This window comes from Moritella sp. F3 (assembly GCF_015082335.1).
Taxonomy (GTDB): Bacteria; Pseudomonadota; Gammaproteobacteria; order Enterobacterales; family Moritellaceae; genus Moritella.
Genome location: NZ_BLRL01000008.1, coordinates 64,729 through 88,027 on the forward strand (window position 1 = coordinate 64,729; position 23,299 = coordinate 88,027).

19 protein-coding genes are annotated in these 23,299 nt (G+C 40.7%); 6 read left to right on the forward strand and 13 right to left on the reverse strand.

The window, feature by feature from the left end; all coding sequences use genetic code 11:
• Positions 1 to 72 precede the first annotated feature (72 nt).
• Positions 73 to 1,662: an alkyl hydroperoxide reductase subunit F gene (gene ahpF / locus JFU56_RS14385; RefSeq protein ID WP_198437980.1), complete on the reverse strand. Its 1,590-nt coding sequence runs from the start codon at positions 1,660 to 1,662 to the stop codon at positions 73 to 75.
• Between the two features lie 214 nt (positions 1,663 to 1,876).
• The gene (gene ahpC / locus JFU56_RS14390) at positions 1,877 to 2,434 is read right to left on the reverse strand and encodes an alkyl hydroperoxide reductase subunit C (protein WP_198437981.1); all 558 of its coding nucleotides are present in this window, start codon (positions 2,432 to 2,434) and stop codon (positions 1,877 to 1,879) included.
• Between the two features lie 278 nt (positions 2,435 to 2,712).
• Here ahpC and JFU56_RS14395 point away from each other — a divergent pair, with 278 nt between their 5' ends.
• Positions 2,713 to 3,219 (forward strand): GNAT family N-acetyltransferase, encoded by a 507-nt coding sequence (locus tag JFU56_RS14395; RefSeq protein WP_242065964.1) that lies wholly within the window; start codon positions 2,713 to 2,715, stop codon positions 3,217 to 3,219.
• Between the two features lie 59 nt (positions 3,220 to 3,278).
• On the opposite strand, the gene JFU56_RS14400 is transcribed toward JFU56_RS14395, so the two are convergent.
• The gene (locus tag JFU56_RS14400; RefSeq protein ID WP_198437983.1) at positions 3,279 to 3,908 is read right to left on the reverse strand and encodes an outer membrane beta-barrel protein; all 630 of its coding nucleotides are present in this window, start codon (positions 3,906 to 3,908) and stop codon (positions 3,279 to 3,281) included.
• Positions 3,909 to 4,139: 231 nt separating this feature from the next.
• Between JFU56_RS14400 and JFU56_RS14405 the strand changes: the two genes are divergently transcribed.
• Entirely contained in the window at positions 4,140 to 4,586 is a 447-nt protein-coding gene (locus tag JFU56_RS14405) for an N-acetyltransferase (protein WP_198437984.1), read from the forward strand.
• A 39-nt stretch (positions 4,587 to 4,625) separates the two neighbouring features.
• On the opposite strand, the gene JFU56_RS14410 is transcribed toward JFU56_RS14405, so the two are convergent.
• From JFU56_RS14410 to JFU56_RS14450, 9 genes are all read right to left on the reverse strand, one after another.
• Positions 4,626 to 5,105, reverse strand: coding sequence for a DUF962 domain-containing protein (locus JFU56_RS14410; RefSeq protein WP_198437985.1), 480 nt, complete (start codon positions 5,103 to 5,105; stop codon positions 4,626 to 4,628).
• Between the two features lie 231 nt (positions 5,106 to 5,336).
• Positions 5,337 to 6,575: a cysteine desulfurase-like protein gene (locus JFU56_RS14415; RefSeq protein ID WP_198437986.1), complete on the reverse strand. Its 1,239-nt coding sequence runs from the start codon at positions 6,573 to 6,575 to the stop codon at positions 5,337 to 5,339.
• A gap of 124 nt (positions 6,576 to 6,699) precedes the next feature.
• On the reverse strand, positions 6,700 to 7,332 hold the full coding sequence (locus JFU56_RS14420; RefSeq protein ID WP_198437987.1) for a 2OG-Fe dioxygenase family protein: 633 nt from the start codon (positions 7,330 to 7,332) through the stop codon (positions 6,700 to 6,702).
• A 382-nt stretch (positions 7,333 to 7,714) separates the two neighbouring features.
• Complete coding sequence (purB, locus tag JFU56_RS14425) at positions 7,715 to 9,082, reverse strand: adenylosuccinate lyase (RefSeq protein ID WP_198437988.1); 1,368 nt, start codon at positions 9,080 to 9,082, stop codon at positions 7,715 to 7,717.
• A 24-nt stretch (positions 9,083 to 9,106) separates the two neighbouring features.
• Complete coding sequence (gene hflD / locus JFU56_RS14430) at positions 9,107 to 9,730, reverse strand: high frequency lysogenization protein HflD (protein WP_198437989.1); 624 nt, start codon at positions 9,728 to 9,730, stop codon at positions 9,107 to 9,109.
• A 2-nt stretch (positions 9,731 to 9,732) separates the two neighbouring features.
• Positions 9,733 to 10,872 (reverse strand): tRNA 2-thiouridine(34) synthase MnmA, encoded by a 1,140-nt coding sequence (mnmA, locus tag JFU56_RS14435; protein WP_198437990.1) that lies wholly within the window; start codon positions 10,870 to 10,872, stop codon positions 9,733 to 9,735.
• A 176-nt stretch (positions 10,873 to 11,048) separates the two neighbouring features.
• Positions 11,049 to 11,756: a pseudouridine synthase gene (locus JFU56_RS14440; RefSeq protein ID WP_198437991.1), complete on the reverse strand. Its 708-nt coding sequence runs from the start codon at positions 11,754 to 11,756 to the stop codon at positions 11,049 to 11,051.
• A 125-nt stretch (positions 11,757 to 11,881) separates the two neighbouring features.
• Positions 11,882 to 13,756, reverse strand: a complete 1,875-nt coding sequence (locus JFU56_RS14445) for an acyltransferase (protein ID WP_198437992.1) — start codon at positions 13,754 to 13,756, stop codon at positions 11,882 to 11,884.
• Between the two features lie 301 nt (positions 13,757 to 14,057).
• On the reverse strand, positions 14,058 to 16,295 hold the full coding sequence (locus JFU56_RS14450) for an NADP-dependent isocitrate dehydrogenase (RefSeq protein ID WP_198437993.1): 2,238 nt from the start codon (positions 16,293 to 16,295) through the stop codon (positions 14,058 to 14,060).
• Between the two features lie 460 nt (positions 16,296 to 16,755).
• Between JFU56_RS14450 and JFU56_RS14455 the strand changes: the two genes are divergently transcribed.
• Positions 16,756 to 17,106 carry a putative quinol monooxygenase gene (locus JFU56_RS14455; RefSeq protein ID WP_198437994.1) on the forward strand — a complete coding sequence of 117 codons (351 nt, stop codon included), beginning with the start codon at positions 16,756 to 16,758 and terminating at the stop codon, positions 17,104 to 17,106.
• A gap of 82 nt (positions 17,107 to 17,188) precedes the next feature.
• Here the strand turns inward: JFU56_RS14455 and JFU56_RS14460 are convergent, their stop codons facing one another.
• Complete coding sequence (locus JFU56_RS14460) at positions 17,189 to 18,040, reverse strand: tetratricopeptide repeat protein (protein ID WP_198437995.1); 852 nt, start codon at positions 18,038 to 18,040, stop codon at positions 17,189 to 17,191.
• Between the two features lie 177 nt (positions 18,041 to 18,217).
• Between JFU56_RS14460 and JFU56_RS14465 the strand changes: the two genes are divergently transcribed.
• From JFU56_RS14465 to JFU56_RS14475, 3 genes are all read left to right on the forward strand, one after another.
• On the forward strand, positions 18,218 to 20,014 hold the full coding sequence (locus JFU56_RS14465) for a DUF1800 family protein (RefSeq protein WP_198437996.1): 1,797 nt from the start codon (positions 18,218 to 18,220) through the stop codon (positions 20,012 to 20,014).
• 11 nt (positions 20,015 to 20,025) lie between these two features.
• Positions 20,026 to 21,468, forward strand: coding sequence for a DUF1501 domain-containing protein (locus JFU56_RS14470; protein WP_198437997.1), 1,443 nt, complete (start codon positions 20,026 to 20,028; stop codon positions 21,466 to 21,468).
• A 205-nt stretch (positions 21,469 to 21,673) separates the two neighbouring features.
• The gene (locus tag JFU56_RS14475) at positions 21,674 to 23,287 is read left to right on the forward strand and encodes a BCCT family transporter (protein WP_198437998.1); all 1,614 of its coding nucleotides are present in this window, start codon (positions 21,674 to 21,676) and stop codon (positions 23,285 to 23,287) included.
• Positions 23,288 to 23,299 lie beyond the last annotated feature (12 nt).

The following is a 23,299-nucleotide window of genomic DNA, read 5'->3' on the forward strand; positions in this document are numbered from 1 at the left end:
GGATAAGCCTTGCACGTGGGGACTTGCGCAAATTTTATCTTATTGCTGTTTGTTGCAATTTACTTTTTACAGTTAAGCGTTAACTGTATCGGTTGGTGCTGGTGTACGAATTAAATGATCAAAAGCACTTAAACTTGCTTTTGAGCCTTCGCCCATCGCAATGATGATTTGCTTGTAAGGTACAGTTGTTACGTCACCGGCAGCAAATATACCCGCCACAGATGTTTCACCTTTGGCATTCACTTCAATCTCACCACGTGGTGATAACGCAACGCCACTGCCTTTTAAGAAATCACTGTTTGGCATCAACCCAATTTGTACAAAGATACCGGCAAGTTCGAGCTGTTTTGCATCGCCAGTGGCGCGGTCAACATAATTAAGCGCTGTTACACGTGTTCCGTCACCAATCACTTCAGTGGTTTGCGCTTGTTTAATAATGGTAATGTTAGCAATACTGTCGGCTTTATTAACCAATACTTGATCGGCTCGTAAGGTATCTGCAAATTCAAGAACGGTCACATGTTCAACCAAACCGGCTAAGTCGATAGCTGCTTCGATACCGGAATTACCGCCACCGATCACGGCTACTTTTTTACCTTTAAACAATGGACCGTCACAGTGTGGGCAGTAAGCGACACCTTTGTTACGGTATTCTTGTTCGCCTGGCACATTCATTTCTCTCCAGCGTGCGCCTGTTGATAAGATCACACTGCGGCTTTTTAATGTTGCGCCGCTATCGAGTTCAACGTGAATATAACCATCGGTGGTTTTTTCTGCGCTGATAACACCGCTAGCTCTTTGCTCGTTCATGATATCCACGTCATATTCTTTTACGTGTTCTTCAAGTGCCGCTGCAAGTTTTGGTCCTTGGGTTTCTTTTACTGAAATGAAGTTTTCAATCGCCATGGTATCCATGACTTGACCACCAAAACGCTCAGCTACCACGCCTGTGCGAATACCTTTACGTGCTGCATAAATGGCTGCGGATGCGCCAGCAGGACCACCACCGACGACGAGTACTTCATAAGGTTCTTTTTCGTTTAATGCTAGCGCTTGTTTTTTTGCTGCGCCAGTATCCACTTTAGCTAAAATCTCAGTTAATGAAATTCTACCTTGGGTGAACACTTCACCGTTTAGGTAAACACTTGGTACCGCCATGATGTTACGCTCAGCGACTTCATCTTGGAATGCAGCACCGTCAATCATGGTGGTTTTAATATTTGGATTAGTCGCCGCCATCATATTTAATGCCTGCACAACATCCGGACAGTTCTGGCAGCTTAATGAGATGAATACTTCGAAATTCATTTCGCCTTCAAGGTTAGCTATTTGTTCAATAACGTCTGCCTCTAACTTCATCGGGTGACCACCACTGTGTAGTAGCGCTAATATCAATGAGGTAAATTCGTGACCCATCGGTAAACCTGCAAAACCAACGGCTGTTTTTTTGATCGGGTTGACCACTTGCATGATCGGTTTACGTGCGCTTGCACTTTGATCTTCAATAATACTTACCTTACTGCTTAATGACGCGATGTCGCTGGCTAAAGTATGTAATTTTTGTGCTGTCTCACTGTCATCAAGGCTAAGCACTAGCTGTACTTCAGTTTTTAAATTTTCTAAATACGCTTTTAATTGGGTTTTCATATTTTGGTCTAACATGGTGACACCTTTTATTCTGCTTATGGCTATATGAGATGCGTTTATGTAAACGCTATTAGCAATTTGGTTAATTTAAAAATCTATTTTCAATTTCTATTTGTGACGTTTTGTTTTTAGAATGCGTGTGAAAATGTATTTTTAAATGACCTCAGTTATTGTTAACTGAGGTCGATTTTATTACTTTAAACAATCAGTCTTTAAAGTTGCCTTTAAATTAGATTTTACCAACTAGGTCTAGTGAAGGCGCTAGTGTAGCTTCGCCTTCTTTCCATTTAGCTGGACAAACTTCACCTGGGTTAGCTGCTACATACTGTGCAGCTTTAACTTTACGCATTAAGTCTTCAGCGTCACGGCCAATACCTTCAGCAGTGATTTCCATTGCTTGGATAACACCTTGTGGGTCAACTAGGAACGTTGCACGGTCTGCAAGGCCTTGACCTGCACGCATAACATTGAAGTTGTTTGTGATGTTGCCTGATTGGTCGCCTACCATGAAGTAGTTGATTTTGCCGATAGTCTCTGAACTGTCGTGCCATGCTTTATGAGTGAAGTGAGTGTCAGTTGATACTGAGAAAACTTCAACGCCACGTTTTTGTAGTTCTTCGTAATGGTCTGCAACATCACCTAGTTCAGTAGGGCAAACAAATGTGAAGTCAGCAGGGTAGAAGAAGAATACAGCCCATTTACCATGTACGTCTTGTTCTGAGATTTCTACGAATTCGCCTTGTTTGAAAGCCGTTGCGTTGAATGGTTTAATTTGAGTGTTGATCATGTTGTTATCCTATTAATTAGTTAATTGTATGATGGGACTCTTGCTGCAATCTTGCTGCGAATCCATGAGAAGGATTATGGGGTAATTGACTAAATAGATAAAGCTGATTGAATCTATGAAAACGATAGTTTAAATCTATCGTGAATTTGGGGTGTAGTTAGCAGCCGTCGTGATGTGATTAAGCGTTGTGGTATAATTTGGTTTGGTTATATCGGTGTATGAGTGGTGCTATGAATAGTTTTATGAGTGATGTTATGAATAGTAATACGAGGCGAGATATGAAAATAGAACTGGCAGATGTGTCCCATCTAACGGCCTTCAAATCTTACGTCGATGAATGCGTGGCTGATGGCATAGTGCTTTATGAGTTTATCTTCAGTAATTACGCCAGTTATCTTAACAAGCGTATTGCTTATGCCCGTGGTGAGCAACTCCCGAAAGGCTGGACGCCTATCACGACTTACTTCTGTATCGAAAATGGCATTATTCTTGGTTCACTTCGTGTCAGGCTGGGGAGTAATGATTATATTAATAACGTGATAGGCCATGTGGGGTATGAAACGAGACCATCAGCAAGAGGTAAAGGCATTGCTCAGTTTATGTTGTCTCATATTCAGAAGACGGTACTGACTGATGATGTGATAATCACTTGTGAGCCCACTAATCTTGCGTCACGTAAGGTCATTGAAAATTGTGGGGGGGAATTTATTAATCAATTCTATAGTGAAGAATCAGCGCTGTATGTACTGAGGTATCGTTTATCGCCAGCATTAAGTAGGTGTTAACGATGACAGTGATTAAATTGGCTTAATGACTGTCATCAGTATCATCACGATATACATACTTAAAAATCAAACTGTAGACCGAAACCAAACCCTATATTTTCTTCATACATAATACCATTAGCGGTGAGCGCAAGGTTAGGTAGTACATGCGCGACCATTTCTGCACTGTACTCAATATCAGCGTGGTCGCCAATATCGATATAGGCGGCATCAATAATAAATTCTAGCTGATGACTAAAATGCATTGCTAAGCCAACCGCGGCATTAAATCCCACCTCATTGTCGTAATCATCATTAGTACTAGTGCCTGCACTTGACTTTACTTCAACTTCTTTAGCAAACTCATAAACCGCGCCACTTTCAATGGTCAGATCGACTCGAGGGTGTAGCACTAAGCGTGTGCCCATATTTAATATGGCTTGCATCGATGTTGTAGTGGTGGCATTACTCACATCGGTCTCGGTTTCTCTGCTTAAGTAATGAAGGCTCGTACGGCTAAACAGAAAAGGACTGAGTAGATTACTGATGTTTAATTGATACATGGATAGTGGATCATCAACGTCTTCGGCCGTGACTTTAGTGTAGTTGAGTTGGTAGTAGCGGTAGCTAACTGGAGTATAAAAAGCATTAGCAAACGTCGCGCTAGAAAACAGTGATGCGAGTGTGAGGCACAGAGGTATTAGTTTCATTTCACGTCCTTGTTAAATGATTTAAATAGCAAAAAGTATATTTATTTGTCGATATGAATAGCGCCAGTATATAACTAAAAACAATGCTTAAAGTATGAATAAATAAGGAGTTTTATGCTGTTGTAATTTAATCATAAGTTGCTACTCTGGATAGCTAACTTATTCACATAGATGTATGTAATAGACGTAATTATTACCTTTATCTATAGATTCATATTAAAAGGGAATTTTATGCTTATCAAGCAAGCCTCACTCGAAGAGTTAAACGATCTCGTTAGTTTATTTGATCAATATATGGTGTTTTATAAGCAGCCGTCAGCCCCAAAAAAATATCGTCCGTATTTAGGTGAGCGTTTACTTAACAACGATGCGACTGTTTTTATTGCTTATAACAAAGCGGGTGTTCCGATGGGGTTTGTACTTAATTATCACTCGTTTTCATCGGTGTCGTTGGGCAGGGTTATGGTGTTAAACGATTTATTTATTGCGCCTGAATATCGCAGACAGGGGCTCGCGAATGAATTGATTCATCGAGTCGTGAGGGAAGCGCGCAATACGGGGGCTATCCGTGTCGATTTGAATACCGCTCAGGATAACTTCTCGGCGCAAGCCTTGTATGAAAAATTAGGCTTTGTAAAAGATACCGCATATTTTTCGTATAACCTGGCTGTAAAGTAGCAGTTCATTTATTGATATTAAGTGACTCATACCAGTTTGTTAATAACGAATACCAGCACGTTGGTAGATAAACCCTAACAACCAAGCTGGACCGACTAATAAGAACTGTAGATCTTCAAAGAACGAGGGCTTCGCGCCTTCAATCTTATGGCCGATAAACTGAAATACCCAAGCAATTACAAACAGCACCGCACTAAAAATCCATAACGGTATGGCTAAGTATAACGTCAGCAGATAACACGCCACTAAACATAACCCGGTAAATAACAGCATGCCCAGTAAGATACGTTTTGATAAGGTGTAATAGAAATACATCGCCGGTAGTATGGCTATTGTTGCCCAGTTTAGCCATGGCGATACACCCATCCAAGCCACTTTGGGGATAGACCATAGTAAACCGACGATGGTAAAGAAAATAACTGGCACCATTATCCAATGAATGAGCTTATTGGTTTTGTTTTGGTGGCTAACCCCATATTCATCAAACCATTGCTGTACCGTTCTCGATTGATGTGACATATCTTGCTTCCTTGCTGTGTCGTAGATTAACGCGTGATGATTACTATTCTTGATGTGTTCATAGGCTAGCATAAGGAATAAAATGAAAGTGTTATCGAAGTGTTGTTTTTGCTATTTAAGCGGATATCAGTTGTGATGGGATTGAATCATGAGTTGATAAATGTAAGCCCAAGCGTCAGGAAACACTTGGGCTTATACGGTCTATTTACAGCTAATAGCGAGTATTAGTGGTTATTTTTCTAATACTGTCTCTAATATCGCAAATAATGCATCAATTTCGCTGGTGGTATTGTAGTGCATAAAGCCAATACGTATCACGCCGCCTTTATCCAAGATATCTAATTGCTTAAACAAGCCGATAGCATAGAAATGACCGTTCCAAACGCACATGTTATGTTGACCGAGTAAACCCGAAACGTCTTCAGGAGACGCATGGTCAATACGGATAGAGAAGGTTGGTGTACGCTCAGCCAGTCTTTCCATATCGTTGATGCCGTACAGTGTTACGTTGCTGTATTGCGTTAGCTTAGCAAGGAAGTGCTTACTTAACTGCTGTTCATGGGCTTGATATAGCTCGAAACTTTGTACCAGTCTTTCACGTAATGGTAGCGCCTGCTCGCCTGCATGGGCAAGGTATTCAACGGCTGCCGTGAAGCCTGCTAATGCTTCAAAACTTTGGGTGCCAGTTTCAAATCTACCTGGACCTTGATTTGTTGCTGGCTCTACTTTGTACGGCGATAAGCTATGTAGCCATTGCGGATCCACATAAGCGATACCCACATGCGGACCAAAGAACTTGTAAGCGGAACAGGCTAAGAAATCACAACCTAATGCTTGCACATCGACAAGTTTGTGTGGCGCGTAATGAACCGCATCAATATATACTTTCGCACCAACAGCATGTGCTGCTGAAATGATTGGCTTTACATCCACCAAAGAGCCTGTGGTGTTTGACGCAAAAGTTAAAGCCACTAATTTAGTCTTAGCTGAAATCAGTGAGAGCAAGTGTTCACTATCGAGTGTGCAATCATCTTCATTCACTCGCGCTTGATGTACTATTGCGCCCTTATCATCAGCGGCTTGTTGCCATGTTGAAACATTCGAATAATGATCCAGTGAAGTAACAATCACTTCATCTCCGGCTTGCCAATCACGGCTGATCGCTCGGCTTAATTTGAACGTCAGTGAGGTCATGTTCGCGCCAAAAACGATGTTATCTGGCGACTCAGTATTTAACAGTGCCTGGCCTGCTAGGCGGGCGTTACGCATGACATCAACGGTCTTTTCACTTGAGAAAAAACGGCCCCCAAGGTTCGAGTTATATTTACCTAAGTACGCTGTCATGGTATCGAGTACTGACTGTGGAACTTGTGAGCCACCAGGACCATCAAAAAAATACACTGACTCGCCATTTACTTTTTGTTGTAGTGCTGGAAATGCTTGGCGGATTGAATCAATACATAGGTTCATCGGGTATTCCTTTAATAAAATTATTATTTCGCTACATCTTTTATTCGTGCAACTGTTATTTGTAGAAAGTGTAATACTGTGCTTTAGAGTGTGGAATGCGTTCATTCGCTCACTTTATGGCAGATCAAGCGGTGAAAACAAATACGTCGCGTAGTCCGGTTTCATCTTGTAGCGCGGGTAGTGTTTCAGTCACGTAGTGGTAATAGCGACGGTCATTGAAAATGATGAATTGGTTTTCTTCTAGTGTCGTACTCATGTGTGGGTGCTGATCGACTGGTGATGAAAATATCTGTGTAAAGGCTCCAGCTATATTGTCTCTTTTCACACAAAAGATACCGACAAAATCAAAGCCGTCTTGATGAATACCTTCTGGAGCGGGTGATCCAGACTGATCTTTTGAGCAGACTACGCGGATCTGATGCACACCAATTGGTTGCTTTGTTGTATCGACGTTAGTGCGTTCAAGGAAGGTACTTAATAGATTTTGAAAATCAGGGTGCTGGTCAAGCGTTGGCGAAATGTCTTCAAATTTACGCTGAACGTTACCAATCAAGCGATTTACATCAGATGACTGCATAAATGTACTTGAACCTAATTTTTCAAATTGTGTTTCAGTTTTTTGATATTGTGAAAATGCACGGAATCGACAGTTACTTTCAAGGTAAGGATCTGCACCTAAGTCATTAAAGAAATTACCTAAGTTTTGCGCACAGCTAGAGGGTGCTTGAAATGCTTCAATAAGAAATGATCCGTTCATGGTGTAAATCCTTGGTTAACCAGATGTAAATGTAATGCTGATTATCCGTGTAAATGGAATAGTTACAAGGTGGGGAGCTAACTTCAAAAGGATGTTTTACAAAAGGCTGGCTTGGCGTTTCAGGTTGAAATTATAGTGTTGTTTTTACGTTTCGCTTTGAATTAATATATTGCATTTTGGTGTTTTTACGATATTCACTTTGTTGATATCAAAAGTGGGAATGATAACTAGCGCACAAAAAAGCCCAAGCAATTTGTTACTATTTCTAGTTAACGCGTTACTTGGGCTGTTTTATTATCTACTGTGTGCTTAACAGTCTATAGCATAATGAACAGTAGATAGCATGATTAGCTATCCACTGATTAGCTATTTACAACTTAAACTATAGCTCGTTAACGAACTCAACAGCACGACCGATGTAGTTAGCTGGCGTCATTAATTTTAATTCCGCTTTAACTGCATCAGTTAGGTCTAGTGTATCGATGAATTCTTGCATTGCAGGACCATCAACACGACGACCACGAGTAAGCTCTTTTAGCTTTTCGTATGGTTTTTCGATGCCGTAGCGACGCATCACTGTTTGGATTGGCTCAGCCAGAACTTCCCAGTTACGATCAAGATCAGCAAGTAGCGCTTCTTCGTTAAGTTGTAATTTACTTACCCCTTTTAACGTAGACTCGTAAGCAATAACAGAATAACCGATAGCAACACCTAGGTTACGTAATACAGTTGAATCTGTTAAATCACGCTGCCAGCGAGAAACCGGTAATTTTGCAGCAAGGTGATTGAATAATGCGTTAGCAATACCAATGTTACCTTCTGAGTTTTCAAAATCAATCGGGTTAACTTTATGCGGCATTGTTGAAGAGCCAATTTCACCAGCAATCGTTTTTTGCTTGAAGTGACCTAGGCAAATATAACCCCAGATGTCACGGTCAAAATCAAGAATGATGGTGTTGAAACGTGCAATTGCGTCATAAAGTTCTGCAATGTAATCATGCGGTTCGATTTGCGTAGTGTATGGGTTCCATACAACGCCAAGGCTAGATACGAACTCTTCAGAGAACTCGTTCCAATCAACATCAGGGTAAGCCGAGATGTGTGCGTTGTAGTTACCTACAGCACCGTTGATTTTACCTAAGATTTCAACATTAGCGATTTGTAACATTTGACGGCGTAAACGCACAACAACGTTAGCAAATTCTTTACCCATAGTACTTGGCGATGCAGGCTGGCCGTGAGTACGTGATAATAATGGTACAGCAGCATATTCTTTTGCTAATACTGTAAGGCTATCGATAAGCTTTTCACAGTAAGGTAAAAGAATAGTTTCACGCGCTTCAGTTAACATTAATGCGTGAGACAGGTTGTTGATGTCTTCTGAAGTACAAGCAAAGTGGATGAACTCAGAAACGGCATTCAGTTCTGCGTTATCAGCTACTTTCTCTTTCAAGAAGTATTCAACTGCTTTTACATCGTGGTTTGTAGTGCTTTCAATTGCTTTAATACGCGCAGCGTCAGCTTCAGAGAAGTTATCTGTGATGCTGTTTAATGCAGCGTTTGCATCAGCACTTAGTGCTGGTACTTCTGCAATCGCGTCACATTCAGCTAGTTTTTGTAACCAACGAACTTCTACTTGTACACGGTATTTGATTAGACCAAATTCACTAAAAATTGAACGCAGGGCTACTGTTTTACTACCGTAGCGACCATCGACCGGGGAAACAGCTGTTAACGCTGATAATTCCATTACATACTCCTGGGTGTGTTTAGGTTAAATTCGAGCTAATTGTTGCTTTGCTTGCTCTACCATGTGTTTACGATTGAAAACTACTTGGCGACGTTGACCGCCTGTTTGTCGCCATAACACTGCTGAACGAATACCGGCAAATAGTAATGCGCGGATCTTATCTCTCACCAGCGTTTGTTGTAGGAAACTTGCTGTTCCTGCAATTTGGATCTTGGTGCCAAGTGGACTAATTAAATCCACATAAATTGACGCCATGTTACTTAAAATTTGTGCTTCCGTTAACTCGTAATGATGAGTTTGACGTTTCACTTGTGAGATGCGCTCACCTAACATTCCAAGAATATCATTACGTTTAGCCAGTTTACGCTCTAGTGCAACTAAGCCGATCATGTAGCGTGTTAAGGCGCTATCAGGACCTTTAGAGGTATTACTTAACTGAGCAATGAGGGTTTTATACCCTAATTCTAGGTTTGCGTATTCGCCATAAACCTCGATAGTTTGGCTTGGGTCTGTCACGATCACACAGCGTAAAGTATTACTTAATTGTGTTTCGTCACAATTGCCTGTTGTTGCAAGTTGATGTACAAGCGCCGCGGCCTGACAAACACCTGCAAAGGCAATATTTGATTCTTGGAAGTTAGTTGACACTGTTAGCCCCTAATTTGAACATCAATGATTGCGCCACCTAGGCAAACGTCATCAAGGTAAAATACCGCTGATTGACCTGGTGTAACAGCAAGTTCGGGTTTATCAAAAGTTACTTCAATTTGGTCTTCGCCAATTGGTGTTACTAAACAAGGCACATCAGTCTGACGGTAACGTGTTTTTACAGTACAACGTAGCGGCTGTGTTAATGGTTCGCGGCTAACCCAATGGAGTTGCGACGCCATTAAACCTTCTGAAAATAAACGTGGGTGGTTGTGACCTTGTGCCACAAGCAATACGTTACGCTCCATATCTTTATCAACTACATACCAAGGTTCTTGGCTGCTGTTGTTTTTCATGCCACCGATATGTAGGCCTTTACGTTGACCTAGTGTGTGATACATCAGACCTTGGTGTTCACCAATTTCTTCGCCATCAACACTTTCAATTTTACCCGGTTGTGCAGGTAAGTATTTGCTTAAGAATTCAGTGAATTTACGTTCACCAATAAAGCAGATACCGGTACTGTCTTTTTTGTTTGCTGTGATTAAATCTTGTTCTTCAGCAATACGACGTACTTCAGGCTTTTCTAATTCACCGACTGGAAACAATGAGCGAGAAACTTGCACATGGTCTAGTGTGTAAAGGAAATAGCTTTGATCTTTATTGCTGTCTAAGCCACGTAGCATCTCAAATGTGCCATCGGCTTTTTCGCGACGGCTAACATAGTGACCCATAGCAATGTAGTCAGCAGAAAGTACTTCTGATGCAAACTGCAGGAATGCTTTAAATTTGATTTCTTTGTTACAAAGAATATCTGGATTTGGTGTACGACCTGCTTTGTATTCAGCAAGGAAGTATTCAAACACGTTATCCCAGTATTCAGCAGAGAAATTAATAGCGTGTAACTCGATACCTAATTTATCACATACTGCTTGTGCGTCTGCTAGGTCCTCAGCAGCGGCACAATATTCATCATTATCGTCATCTTCCCAGTTCTTCATGAACAGGCCTTCTACTTGATAACCTTGCTGTTGTAGCAGGTAAGCAGATACAGATGAGTCAACACCGCCGGACATGCCAACGATTACTTTTTTAGTACTGTTTAATGCTTTAGTACTTGCGTCAATTGTAGTATTTGTCATAGGACCTTTTAATTACTCTTGTAGTAATGCAAATAAAGTTAAAGGCTTTTTTGCTTATGTATTAAATATATTGTTGAAACCGATGTTCTTTGTCAGGTTATTTACCCTTCTTTGATGACCAAGTTTCAATGGCGCGAATTTTACCATGAAGACCAGCGCAAAAACAGGCTTTGGTCTTAATTCATCATGTTAATACTGCTTTCAACTAGCTCACCTGGTTGGATGTTATCCAGTGTCCAAGGACCAATGCGATAGCGGATTAAACGTAAGGTCGGATGGCCGATATGTGCGGTCATACGGCGTACTTGACGATTACGGCCTTCAACAATGGTAATTGCTAACCAGGTTGTTGGAATATTTTGACGTTCACGGATTGGTGGTACCCGTGGCCATACCGCTGGTTCGGTCATAATTTCAACTTTAGCGGGGAGTGTTGGGCCGTCTTTTAAGACAATACCGTAGCGTAAATCACTGAGTTTTTCAGGGCTAGGTTCACCTTCAACTTGAACCCAATAGGTTTTTTCTGTTTTCTCACCAGGTTGGGTTAATTTTGCTTGTAAGCGACCGTTGTTCGTTAGCAGCAATAAGCCTTCACTGTCACGATCTAAGCGACCTGCAGCATAAATATCAGGCACCTTGATATAGTCTTTTAATGTTTCACGATTATCAGCATCGGTAAACTGGGTTAACACCATATACGGTTTGTTGAATACATAAACTTGCGTTGGACCAGCTTCTTTTGGTTTGCTATGTTGCGGACGATTACTTTTTCCACGTGGCTTTACCGTGTTGGTATAGCTAATTTGGCTCTTTTTACCCTGTTCTGATGGGTTTTTCTTTCGACCTAGAGTTAATTTAGGTTTTGCTGGTGCTGGTTTTGACATGATATCGCTAATAATTAAGATGCTTATAAGACGATTGTAGCAAATTTTGAAGATCTATTTATAGGCTAATTGAATCGGCCGTTAAAATACTCAAGTATGATAACGGCTATTGTCTGTGTATCGATTTAGGGTTGATAAAACTCAGGTGGCAATAGCGGTTTGAGTCTGTCAGAGAGATACATAGCCCCTTGCTTGGTGGTATGCACTTCATCATAGAAAAACGGCAGACCATTTTTATCGATTACATTACACTTTTTAACAGGACAGAATGCGTAAGTCATGTTAATAAATTGGTAATCTGAGACCTGATTTTTACGGAAAAAAGTATTATTTTTCATATTAGTCGCAGGTAGTGAGTTAAAGACAACTTCGCTGACCTCTTGTTCATCATTAAAGGCGTTAACCATGAGCACTGGCAGGGGTTTGGCGATGCCTTTGTTACCGATAATATAAATTTTGGCCTGCGGGTTTCTTTGTTTGATTACTTTAATGGCTTGGATATTATAATTTAAAGACCAGTTACGCCAATTCATCGCAATGAAAATATAGTCAGCATTTAATAAGCGCGTATCAGCGGTTATTTTTCTGATCCTTTGACCACATTTAAGTAACTTTTTCTCGCCGATATTTTCAGAGAGGTTGATCCTGTCGTAGAGCGCATTTAATGGTTTAGGCAGGTGGTAAAACACACCACACTTGGCGGATACCTTTAGCGCCATAAAATTAATTTTGTCATTATTCATCACATTGATTTTCTCATTGACGACATTAACAAAATCAGCCGATTGAGAATCGCCAATAAACAGCACATTTAATTTATTGTTATCAATTTTATGTCTTTTTAGTTTGTCTATCATTTGCCAAGTAAAAAGCTCACCTTTATCAGATTGATTTAAATTGGCTTCAATAATATGTTTAGGCATCCCTGATACTTGGTGTAACAGAAAAGGCGTCGATTTATAAAAAACCACAAAAACTAAAGCTGATAGTAGTGTAAACACTATCGTATGCTTATTACGTTTAAACTGATTTTTTTCAATCAGGTAATAACTCATAGCACCAAAAACAACAGACAGTGTTATGCCAATTGGTACCCAGTTATCTAATTGATAATACGCGCCATAGACCGCAATTGGCCAGTGCCATAGATAGATAGAGTATGACCATTTGCCGAGTGTTTGAAATAACCTGTTATTAGTGAATATACTGGTTTCTCGGTTACTCAGTAGAATGAGATAGGTACCAAATACAGGCACGCAAGCTACGTAGCCCGGCCAAGGCGTCATTTTAGACGTGAAGGTAAATGATAATAGCATTAACGTAATGCCAATAATTTCGAGTAACTTTTTTTGATTTTCTTGTAATTTTATCGGGTAGAAATAAGCGACGCCGCCTAATAACATTTCCCAAGCACGAGTTGAGAGAGAAAAATAAGCGAAGGTTGGCCATTTATCTGTAGCCACAACGCAAAATATAAACCCTAGGATAGTGGCGACGATTAACAGGCGTTTTAAATTTTCTAGAGAGAAAAATTGTTTTAAAAACAGAAGTATAACAGGGTATATAATATAAAACTGCCATTCGACGGACAATGACCAGGTATGTAGCAACCATTTTTCGTAGGCGCTGTCATCAAAATAACCAGACTCATAATAATAAGTAATGTTTGATAGAAATGTGATGCTGCTAGCGACATGCTTACCTAGGTTAACATAGTCCATCGGTGGTAATAAAAACCAACCAAAGAGCAATAGGATAAGGCAAAGTACGGCGAGCGGGGGGATAATTCGATTAGCTCGGCATAAATAAAAGTCGACAATATTTAACGAGTCAGTATTTAGTCCTTTAAAGATAATGCCGGTCATTAAGAACCCTGAAATGACGAAGAAAATATCGACACCAGCAAAACCTCCGGGCGCAATGCTCGGATTAAAATGGAACAATACGACAGCAATCAATGCGATTGCTCTTAACCCATTTAAATCACATCTAAAATTCAACTTGTATACCTTATGACCTGAGTTCCACGATCTTTACTTTAAAGTGCATAGCAATACTTTATTTTACGTCATTTTATCAGAGTTGTTCTATTTTAAATCACGCTTTAAAAAATAAAACGCCAGTGATCATAGTATAAATAGGATATTGCAGACATTTAGATTAAAGATCACAGCATGTCGAGTCAGCAGTGAGAGGGGAAGTGGGGGAACTTTTAATAGGTAGCAGAAAACCCGTAACAGACTAATCTATTACGGGTTTTCTGCTAAATAACGATGCTCTGTTATTTGTGAAACACTGTTATTAGCTAAGCGCTACTTTCAGTAATGCGTTAAATGTTTCACTTGGGCGCATGATAGCTTCCATCTTCGCAGGATCTGCGTTGAAGTAACCACCGATATCAACTGCTTTGCCTTGAGCTGAATTTAGCTCTTCAACAATTTGTTGTTCATTTTCAGCAAGACTTGCAGCAAGTGGTGCAAACTGTGCTGCAAGTTCTGCATCATCTGTTTGCTCTGTGATGCATTTAGCCCAGAACAAAGATAAGTAGAAGTGGCTACCACGGTTGTCTAGTTCACCGGTACGGCGTGATGGCGACTTACCGTTATCAAGTAACATCTCTGTTGCTTGATCTAGCGTTGTTGCCAATACTTTGGCTTTAATGCTATTTGTCTTTTTAGCCACATCTTCTAAAGAAACCGTTAATGCTAAGAATTCACCTAGTGAGTCCCAACGTAAGTGGTTTTCTTCTACAAGTTGCTGTACGTGTTTCGGCGCTGAACCACCGGCACCCGTTTCAAATAAACCACCGCCAGCCATTAATGGCACGATAGATAACATTTTAGCACTAGTACCTAATTCCATAATTGGGAATAGATCAGTAAGGTAATCACGTAGAATGTTACCCGTCGCTGAAATAGTATCTAGACCACGAGCTACACGTTCTAGCGTGTAACGCATCGCACGAACTTGTGACATGATTTGGATGTCTAATCCTTCAGTATCATGATCTTTAAGATATTCATTTACCTTAATGATCAGTTCGTTTTCATGTGGACGGTAAGGGTCAAGCCAGAATACTACTGGTGTATCTGAATCTCTTGCACGTGCTACTGATAATTTAACCCAGTCGCGGATTGGTGCATCTTTAACTTGGCACATACGCCAGATGTCGTCTTTCTCTACATCTTGAGTCATCAGTACTTCGCCTGTATCGATATCAACGATACGTGCTTCACCTGTTACAGATGCTTCGAATGTTTTATCGTGCGAACCGTATTCTTCGGCTTTTTGTGCCATTAGGCCAACGTTTGGCACGCTACCCATAGTCACAGGATCAAATGCACCGTTGGTTTTACAAAAGGCAATGATTTCTTGGTAAATACGAGCAAATGTTGATTCAGGGATCACTGCTTTGGTGTCTTTAGGACGACCATCAGCCCCCCACATTTTACCGCCACTACGGATCATTGCTGGCATAGATGCATCAACAATCACGTCGTTTGGCGCGTGTAGGTTTGAGATACCTTTATCAGAATCTACCATCGCAAGTTCTGGACGGTGTGCATGACAAGCGTGTAAGTCACGACGGATTTCTTCGCGTTGTGAGCTTGGTAAACCTTCGATTTTTTCGTAAAGGTTAGACAAACCGTTATTTACATTAACGCCTAGTTTTTTGAATAGTTCATCATGTTTAGCAAATGCATCTTTGTAGAAAATTCTTACCGCGTGACCGAACACGATCGGATGAGATACTTTCATCATCGTTGCTTTTACGTGTAATGAGAACATCATGCCTGTTTCATAAGCATCTTGCATTTCTTGCTCATAAAATTCGCACAGTGCCGTTTTGCTCATAAACATGCTATCGATAATTTCGCCATCGAGTAATGCGATATTATCTTTAAGAATTGTCGTTTCACCATTTTCAGCAACGAGTTCCATTCTTACATTACGCGCACTGTCTAGTGTGATTGATTTCTCGCCGTGGTAGAAGTCGCCTTCACGCATGTGTGCTACGTGAGTTTGTGATGCTTGGCTCCATTTACCCATCGAATGTGGGTGTTTACGGGCGAAGTTTTTAACTGCTTTTGGTGCTCTGCGATCTGAATTACCTTCACGAAGTACTGGGTTTACAGCACTACCTAGGGCTTTGGAATAGCGCTGTAGCAGCTCTTTTTCTTCTTCAGACTCTGGATTTTCTGGCAGGTTTGGAATGTTGAAACCTTGAGATTGCAATTCACTAATCGCTGCTTGCAACTGTGGTACAGATGCACTGATATTTGGCAGTTTAATAATGTTAGTGCTTGCGTCTTGCGTCAGACGGCCTAGCTCACTGAGGTTATCTGGTAACTGTTGTTCTTCAGTTAAGTAATCTGGAAATTCGGCCAAGATTCTGGCTGCAACCGAGATATCACTTTTAACTACATCAATACCGGCAGCTGAAGTGAATTTTTCTACGATCGGTAGAAGTGAGTAAGTCGCCAATAACGGAGCTTCGTCCGTTAAAGTGTAAATAATCTTTGAATTTTCGTCAGACATATTATTCCCTGGATTACTAGCATATGGTCCCCCTGCTAAAATTAGGAACATCTGACCTAGTGTCTTAAAATAAGCGTAGATCCTAGGGGGATTGATAAATGTTATAGCTAGGTTGCAGAAATCGCAACAGCTGTTATCCTAGCAGATGCTCCGTATCTACTTTCTCCATAATACCATATAAACCAAACAAACAACGGTTCTTTACATCAAAACACCTGAAATCATACCACTTTGTCATTATTTGTGATGAGTATAACTATCATCTAATAATGATGCATTAGTACTTAATATTGCTATTGACAGAGTGTATAGTAACTATTCATTAACTAAATAACTACACTTTCAGTAGTTTGCACTGGTTTCAATTACATCGAACTATTAGTGCTAATGTGTCAATTTTATCTAATACCATTTAATTTATTCTAATATTACTTAACTTATAAAATAAAAGGGAACTGTTATGACAAGCCGAGTATACGTTTTAGCGCAATTTAAACCAAAGGAAGGTAAAGAAGACGCGTTATTTGAAATCTTAAAAGCATTAGAACCGGATTCATACCGAGAAGAAGGTTGTATTCAATATATGCTTACTCGTCAGATTAGCCATCCAAGTGCAACCAATAGTGAATATTCAATTGTATTTAACGAAATTTGGGAAAATGCAGAGGCTTGGACTGCACATGGAAATAGAAAACAGATCCAACATTTTTTCGAGACGCAAGTGCAAGCTGAGACTGGGTTAGTTGCTGATGTTGTGGTAACGGCGTATACAGATGAAGGCCATCATTACGATTATCCTGTTTATGCATAGCTAGAGTATTTGAATAAAAAAAACCTGAGCATGACACTCAGGTTTATGATCTACTTATTCATTGAAATGATTAAGCTGGAAGTTAATACATCAAGGTATACAGCTTACGACGGTAATCAGCCACAACGGCGGCATCTGTCATCACTGATAATAATTCTAAATAAATCTTTCTAGCCCCACCTTCTAAGAAATCATATTCGGTAGTTAAGATCTTGTATAACAGCGCCATCGCATCGTTATGCTTGTTTACTATTTGCAATTGGATAGCTAGGTCATAAGCTATTTGTAAGTCATCTGGATTTGCTTGATGCGCAGCTGTTAATGCAACGATCTCTGGCGTTTCCGCAGATTTTTTTGCCGTATCCAAATGCGAACGCAGTGTCTGATATTGATGACTTTGTTGCTCTTCTTCGGCGAAGGTATCTAGTAATGCTTCAGCCGCTTCAACTTGGTGTGAACCTAATAGCGCTTGCGCATAAGCAATTTTAATATCAGTATTATCCGGTGCGAGTTCGTAAGCTTGGCCTATTAATGGCACGGCTTCAGCAAACTTGCTATCCATTAATAGCATTTGTGCTTGCTGCAGTAATACCTGTTCTTGTTTTGGTAAATGGCGGCTGATGATTTCACGGATAGCCGCTTCTTCTTGCTCGCCCACAAAGCTATCAACTGGTTTACCATCTTTAAAAATAGCTACGGTGGGTAAACTTTTAATACCAAACTGCTGTGCTAATTCAGGATGACGATCGCAATTAAGTCGTGCAAGTACAATTTCGCCATTGAAGCTTTGAGCTATGTTTAATAGGCGCGCACTTACTTGGTTTTCTGGTGCACGTTCAGACCAGAAATCAATGACGATTGGTTGTGAGTATTTGCCTTGTAGCAAGATCTCTTGAAAATTTTCACTGGTAAGGTCAAGGATATAATTCTGCACTGATTGGCTCCATCAAATTGCGTATCGGTATAAATATTGTTTATGAAAGATATATGGGGGATAAAGTTAGCATAATCAAGTCTGCAAGATCTGCTTATCAGTGAGACATAGATCACTGTCGTGAAAACAAAATCAGCATATATTCAAAGGTCACCGTTTTTAAGGATGTGATCTAGGATGAGTAAATCTTTATTTGTGAACGGTATCAGCTGTACTTTATTAGCTTGTTTAAATTTAAGTCCTGCTGCGGCGAGTAACAGTACTGCAGTGGCACAAGCCAATAGTTACACGACACCACTGCTGACGAATCAATCACAGTCAGTCACCAATGCCGCAGTAAAATTATTATACCAAGGCAGTTTTGGGCCTACACCTGAAACTCTGCTAAATGCGCAACAAGTCACACGTCAGCAATGGATCGCGACGCAGATGCAATTAGCCCCAAGCTGGCATTATCCTTTAACGACACAATACTGTGATGGTTCGATTACCCCTACAACGAATATAGTCGATGGCTCAGACCGTGCTAATACGAGCAAGGTGGAAAATAAAAAATCGCCAAATCCTCGCGCCTGTTTAAAAGCACAAGAATCGGTTTGGTTAGAGCATGCATTAACGGCGCAAGATCAATTACGTCAGCGCGTGGCGTTTGCCTTATCACAGATATTAGTGGTATCAAGCAAAGAACCGCCACTGGCTAAATACGGTGATGGTTTAGCATGGTATTACGATTTATTAGTTAAACACAGCTTTGGTAATTATCGAGATTTGTTGCAAGATGTGACCTTATCACCTGCGATGGGCGTTTACCTTTCGATGCAAGGTAACCGTAAAGCCAATCTCAATAAGAACACTTTTCCCGATGAAAACTATGCTCGCGAAGTGATGCAATTATTTAGTATTGGTTTGTATCAATTAGATATTAGCGGACAAACTATTTTAGATAAGCAGGGCAATAAACTGCCGAGCTATCAACAAGCGGATGTTGAAAATTTAGCACGCGTATTTACCGGTTGGGATCTGGTTGAAAACAGGCGTTATGGTAATCGTCGTACGGGTCGTTATGATACTTTTATGGAATTGTCACCAAAGCAGCATGACTACAATGAAAAGCAATTATTTGGTCAATCAATAAAAGCGGGAATGAAAGCGGATAAAGAATTATCTGCAAGTTTAGACTTATTGTTTAACCATCCTAATGTGGGGCCTTTTATTAGTCGCCAATTGATCCAACGATTAGTGGCATCTAATCCTTCTCCTGAATATATTAAACGTATTGCTACAGTATTCAATGATAATGGTGCTGGTGTGCGCGGTGATTTAGGTGCCGTAGTACAAGCTATTTTATTGGATGATGATGCTCAAGCGCCATTAACGTCTCCAGCGTTAAAATTAAAAGAACCTTTGTTGAATTACATTGGCTTTTTACGCGCGTTTTCAGCAACGCCAAAGTCAGAACATTATCAATTACGTCAGCTGAGTAGCACATTTGGTCAGGGGGCAATGCGCGCTGATTCAGTGTTTAATTTCTATCAGCCAGACTTTGAAGCGAATTATCAAGTTGATTTAAAAACGAATGAACAACCCGATTTTAACGGCGACTTTAAAGAAAGTGGTCAGTCGCATTCTGGTTCATTGAGTGGCGTTCCTGCTAACCAACAAATGACTACGGTATCGCCTGAATCACAGATAATGGTTGATCCGCTTATCATCAAGCAGTTATCGTTAATGTTTAAACAAACAGTGTCAAACAAAGCGAATTTTGATTTAGATCTTAGTGAACCGCTAGCGCTTGCTGGTAACAGTATTGATATGTTGGAGTATCTTGATCAACTATTGTTAGCTGGAAAAATGACATCCGCATTTAAAGCGCAGTTACAATCACATTTAAGCCATATTAAAGGTCAGAAAAGACAGTTGAAAGAAGCCATTTACTTAATCGTGAGCTCTGCTGATTACGCAGTGCAGCCTTAGGAATTATGACTATGATACTACGCAGGGAAATCCTTAAGGCGTTTGGCTTATTAGGCGCATCTAGCGCATTACTGCAATCGAACCCGTTGCTGGCGCTACAAGTCACTGCAGATAAACAGCATGGGGCAAGTGATTACAAGGGCTTGGTTTGCATCATGCTCAATGGCGGTAATGATGCCTTCAATATGGTATTTCCTGATACCACTCACCCACAATATCAGAACTACATGAACAGCCGACAAGCACTGGCTGTGCCTAATTATGTTAATCAACCGCAGTACTTGGCGAATAAAGGGGATGATCGTTATAGCAAGCAGTTGTTACCTATCATGCTACGTGATCTGGTTGGTCAACAGCACGCTCTAAGCTTTCATCCCGGTATGGAAGGACTGCAATCGCTAGCGCGAGGTAACCAAGTCGCTGTGATTGCTAATACGGGGGTATTGATTGAACCGGGTAGTCGTGATGAATTTAAGAAAAACAAGAAACGTAAACCAGCCTTTTTATTTGCCCACAACCAACAACGTAAAGCGGTTTATTCCGGTGTTGGTGATAATAATGTGACGACAGGATGGGCAGGACATATGAATGAGCAGCTTAGCTTTAAATATGTTCAACCCAACGCCGTTTTGCCTATGGGCATTTCTTTCCGAGGGAGTAATCAGTGGTTACGTGGTCAACATTCAATAGGCGCTGTATTAGCTCCTGGCAAGCCTAGTAAAATAATAGGACTGGATGATAAGGGTAATAAAAGACAACAGGCTAGAGTCGAAACCGTACAAACTTTACAGTCTTTACCCAGTGATGATGTATTAATACGTGTCATGCGCGGAAAATTAACCTCAGCACAAGATCTAGCTACAGTATTAACACAGTTGTGGGCTGAAAATAGCAAAGCATTAGCCAAGATAGATGCTTTTTTTGATGACGGTAAATTGTCTCGGCAATTGGCTGGGGTAGCACAAACAATTTTGTTACGTGAAAGCTTAGGCATGCAACGCCAAGTCTTTATGGTCGAGCTAGGGGGCTTTGATACGCATGCCGGACAGATTGATAAGCAGCCGCTGTTATTGGCAGAGCTAAGCCGTGCAATAACCAGCTTTCAACAAGCCTTAGCGTCTTTATCGTTAACCAAACAAGTCACGACATTTACTGCATCTGACTTTGGCCGTACTTTAACCAGTAATGGTAGTGGCACCGATCATGGTTGGGGTTCACATCAGCTGGTTATTGGTAGCGCGGTGCAGGGAGGGTTATATGGTCAGTGGCCCATTATGTTACGTGGTGGTGCGGATGATTATCGTAGTGGTCGATTGTTACCCAGTACTTCACTGACCCAAATTAATGCCAGTTTAGCTGCTTGGTTTGGCGCGTCTAAAAATGACGTTAATGATTTATTTCCTAATTTAAAAGACTTTCCAACCGGATCCTTGCCACTGTTTAAAAGAATGTAACTTCTATTGTGCACTGGTTTTTGACTTATCGATCTTATTGGCCTCCGAGTTGATTTACTACTCTTAATGGTTGTTGAATTTTCATACAGTAGTTGCTATTCTGCGAAACGTTTTTACTTCGGGGTATCATCACCGCTTGTTGATGAGCCTTTCGTTTTTACTTTTCGATCAAAAGTATTTAAGAGTATATGCTTAAGCATAATTTATGGATAGTGCGTTAAAAATAAATAACCAGTTAAAAAACAGTAATTTAAACAAATACAGTATTGAGACCACGGACTACCAGGTTGGTCAAGATAACATTCAAAAATGGGGCTTCGATATACATAATACTGTATTCGGTATTAGCGCTAGTTTGATCTTCCTACTCATTTCAGCCCTCCTCTTTGTAGACCCATCCACAGCAAAAGAAGTTCTAACAAATGTTAGAAATAGCATCATGGCAGAATTTGATGTCGTCTTTATGTGGTCAACAAACTTCTTTGTTGCTTTCACTATGTTACTGATTATATCGCCGTTTGGTAAAATCCGAATCGGTGGTAAAGAAGCTAAAACAGATCACTCAACCTTATCTTGGTTGACGATGTTGTTTGCTGCTGGCATGGGCATTGGTCTGTTGTTTTGGGGGGTTGCTGAACCAACTGCTTATTTCACCAATTGGTGGGGAACGCCATTAAACGTTGACCCATTCACTGCTGAAGCAAGATCATTAGCGTTGGCTGCAACAGTTTATAACTGGGGTATCCACGGTTGGGCGGTTTATGGCGTAGTTGGACTTGCTCTGGCTTTCTTTTCTTTTAACAAAGGTTTACCACTATCCATTCGTTCGGTATTTTACCCGATCATTGGTGATCGTGCGTGGGGTTGGACTGGTCACATTGTTGATATCATGGCTGTACTTGCGACGTTATTCTCGTTAGCGACATCACTTGGTTTGGGTGCACAGCAAGCGGCGAGTGGTATCAATCATGTATTTGGTACTGAAGGCGGTCTTGGTTTACAGCTCGTTGTTATTGTACTTGTTACCTTAGTGGCTATTTTCTCTGTTATGCGTGGTATTAATGGCGGGGTTAAAATATTGAGTAACATCAATATGATATTTGCATTTGGACTATTAATCTTTGTATTGATTATTAGCTTTGATGTGATAATGGTGACGATTCCAGAAACCTTTACTGCTTACGCTGAAAACTTTGTTGCTTTAAGTAACCCGCATGACCGTGCTGATCTATCGTGGATGCAAGGTTGGACGGTATTCTACTTTGCATGGTGGATTTCATTAGGACCATTCGTAGGCATGTTCATTGCGCGTATCTCTAAAGGTCGTACAGTTCGTGAATTCTTGTGTGCTGTAATCTTTGTTCCAACGTTAGTGACGTTGATATGGATGGCGACGTTCGGTGGTATTGCTATCGATCAAGTTATGAATAAAGTCGGTGAGCTTGGTATCAATGGTTTGACTGATATTTCGTTATCATTATTCCACGTATACGATGTACTACCGTATGGTAAAGTGTTGTCAGTATTATCGATTGTATTGGTATTAATCTTCTTTATTACTTCATCAGATTCTGCATCGCTCGTTGTCGACAGTATCACGTCGGGCGGTAAAGTTGATGCACCTGTACCACAGCGTATTTTCTGGGCTGTAATACAAGGCTCAATTGCAGCGACCATGCTTTGGATTGGTGGTACCGATGCGCTACAAGCTCTACAAGCGGGTGTTGTAACGACCGGACTACCATTCGCCTTGTTAATGCTCGTGATGTGCGTGAGTATAATTAAAGGTTTGAATTCAGAGTATCATTTATATAAATAATGACTTTGGTTA

Excerpts from the sequence above, each read along its gene's own strand:
- ahpF (WP_198437980.1), bottom strand. The coding sequence starts at position 1,662 with ATGTTAGACCAAAATATGAAAACCCAATTAAAAGCGTATTTAGAAAAT.
- ahpC (WP_198437981.1), bottom strand. The coding sequence starts at position 2,434 with ATGATCAACACTCAAATTAAACCATTCAACGCAACGGCTTTCAAACAA.
- JFU56_RS14395 (WP_242065964.1), top strand. The coding sequence starts at position 2,713 with ATGAAAATAGAACTGGCAGATGTGTCCCATCTAACGGCCTTCAAATCT.
- JFU56_RS14400 (WP_198437983.1), bottom strand. The coding sequence starts at position 3,908 with ATGAAACTAATACCTCTGTGCCTCACACTCGCATCACTGTTTTCTAGC.
- JFU56_RS14405 (WP_198437984.1), top strand. The coding sequence starts at position 4,140 with ATGCTTATCAAGCAAGCCTCACTCGAAGAGTTAAACGATCTCGTTAGT.
- JFU56_RS14410 (WP_198437985.1), bottom strand. The coding sequence starts at position 5,105 with ATGTCACATCAATCGAGAACGGTACAGCAATGGTTTGATGAATATGGG.
- JFU56_RS14415 (WP_198437986.1), bottom strand. The coding sequence starts at position 6,575 with ATGAACCTATGTATTGATTCAATCCGCCAAGCATTTCCAGCACTACAA.
- JFU56_RS14420 (WP_198437987.1), bottom strand. The coding sequence starts at position 7,332 with ATGAACGGATCATTTCTTATTGAAGCATTTCAAGCACCCTCTAGCTGT.
- purB (WP_198437988.1), bottom strand. The coding sequence starts at position 9,082 with ATGGAATTATCAGCGTTAACAGCTGTTTCCCCGGTCGATGGTCGCTAC.
- mnmA (WP_198437990.1), bottom strand. The coding sequence starts at position 10,872 with ATGACAAATACTACAATTGACGCAAGTACTAAAGCATTAAACAGTACT.
- JFU56_RS14440 (WP_198437991.1), bottom strand. The coding sequence starts at position 11,756 with ATGTCAAAACCAGCACCAGCAAAACCTAAATTAACTCTAGGTCGAAAG.
- JFU56_RS14450 (WP_198437993.1), bottom strand. The coding sequence starts at position 16,295 with ATGTCTGACGAAAATTCAAAGATTATTTACACTTTAACGGACGAAGCT.
- JFU56_RS14455 (WP_198437994.1), top strand. The coding sequence starts at position 16,756 with ATGACAAGCCGAGTATACGTTTTAGCGCAATTTAAACCAAAGGAAGGT.
- JFU56_RS14465 (WP_198437996.1), top strand. The coding sequence starts at position 18,218 with ATGAGTAAATCTTTATTTGTGAACGGTATCAGCTGTACTTTATTAGCT.
- JFU56_RS14470 (WP_198437997.1), top strand. The coding sequence starts at position 20,026 with ATGATACTACGCAGGGAAATCCTTAAGGCGTTTGGCTTATTAGGCGCA.
- JFU56_RS14475 (WP_198437998.1), top strand. The coding sequence starts at position 21,674 with ATGGATAGTGCGTTAAAAATAAATAACCAGTTAAAAAACAGTAATTTA.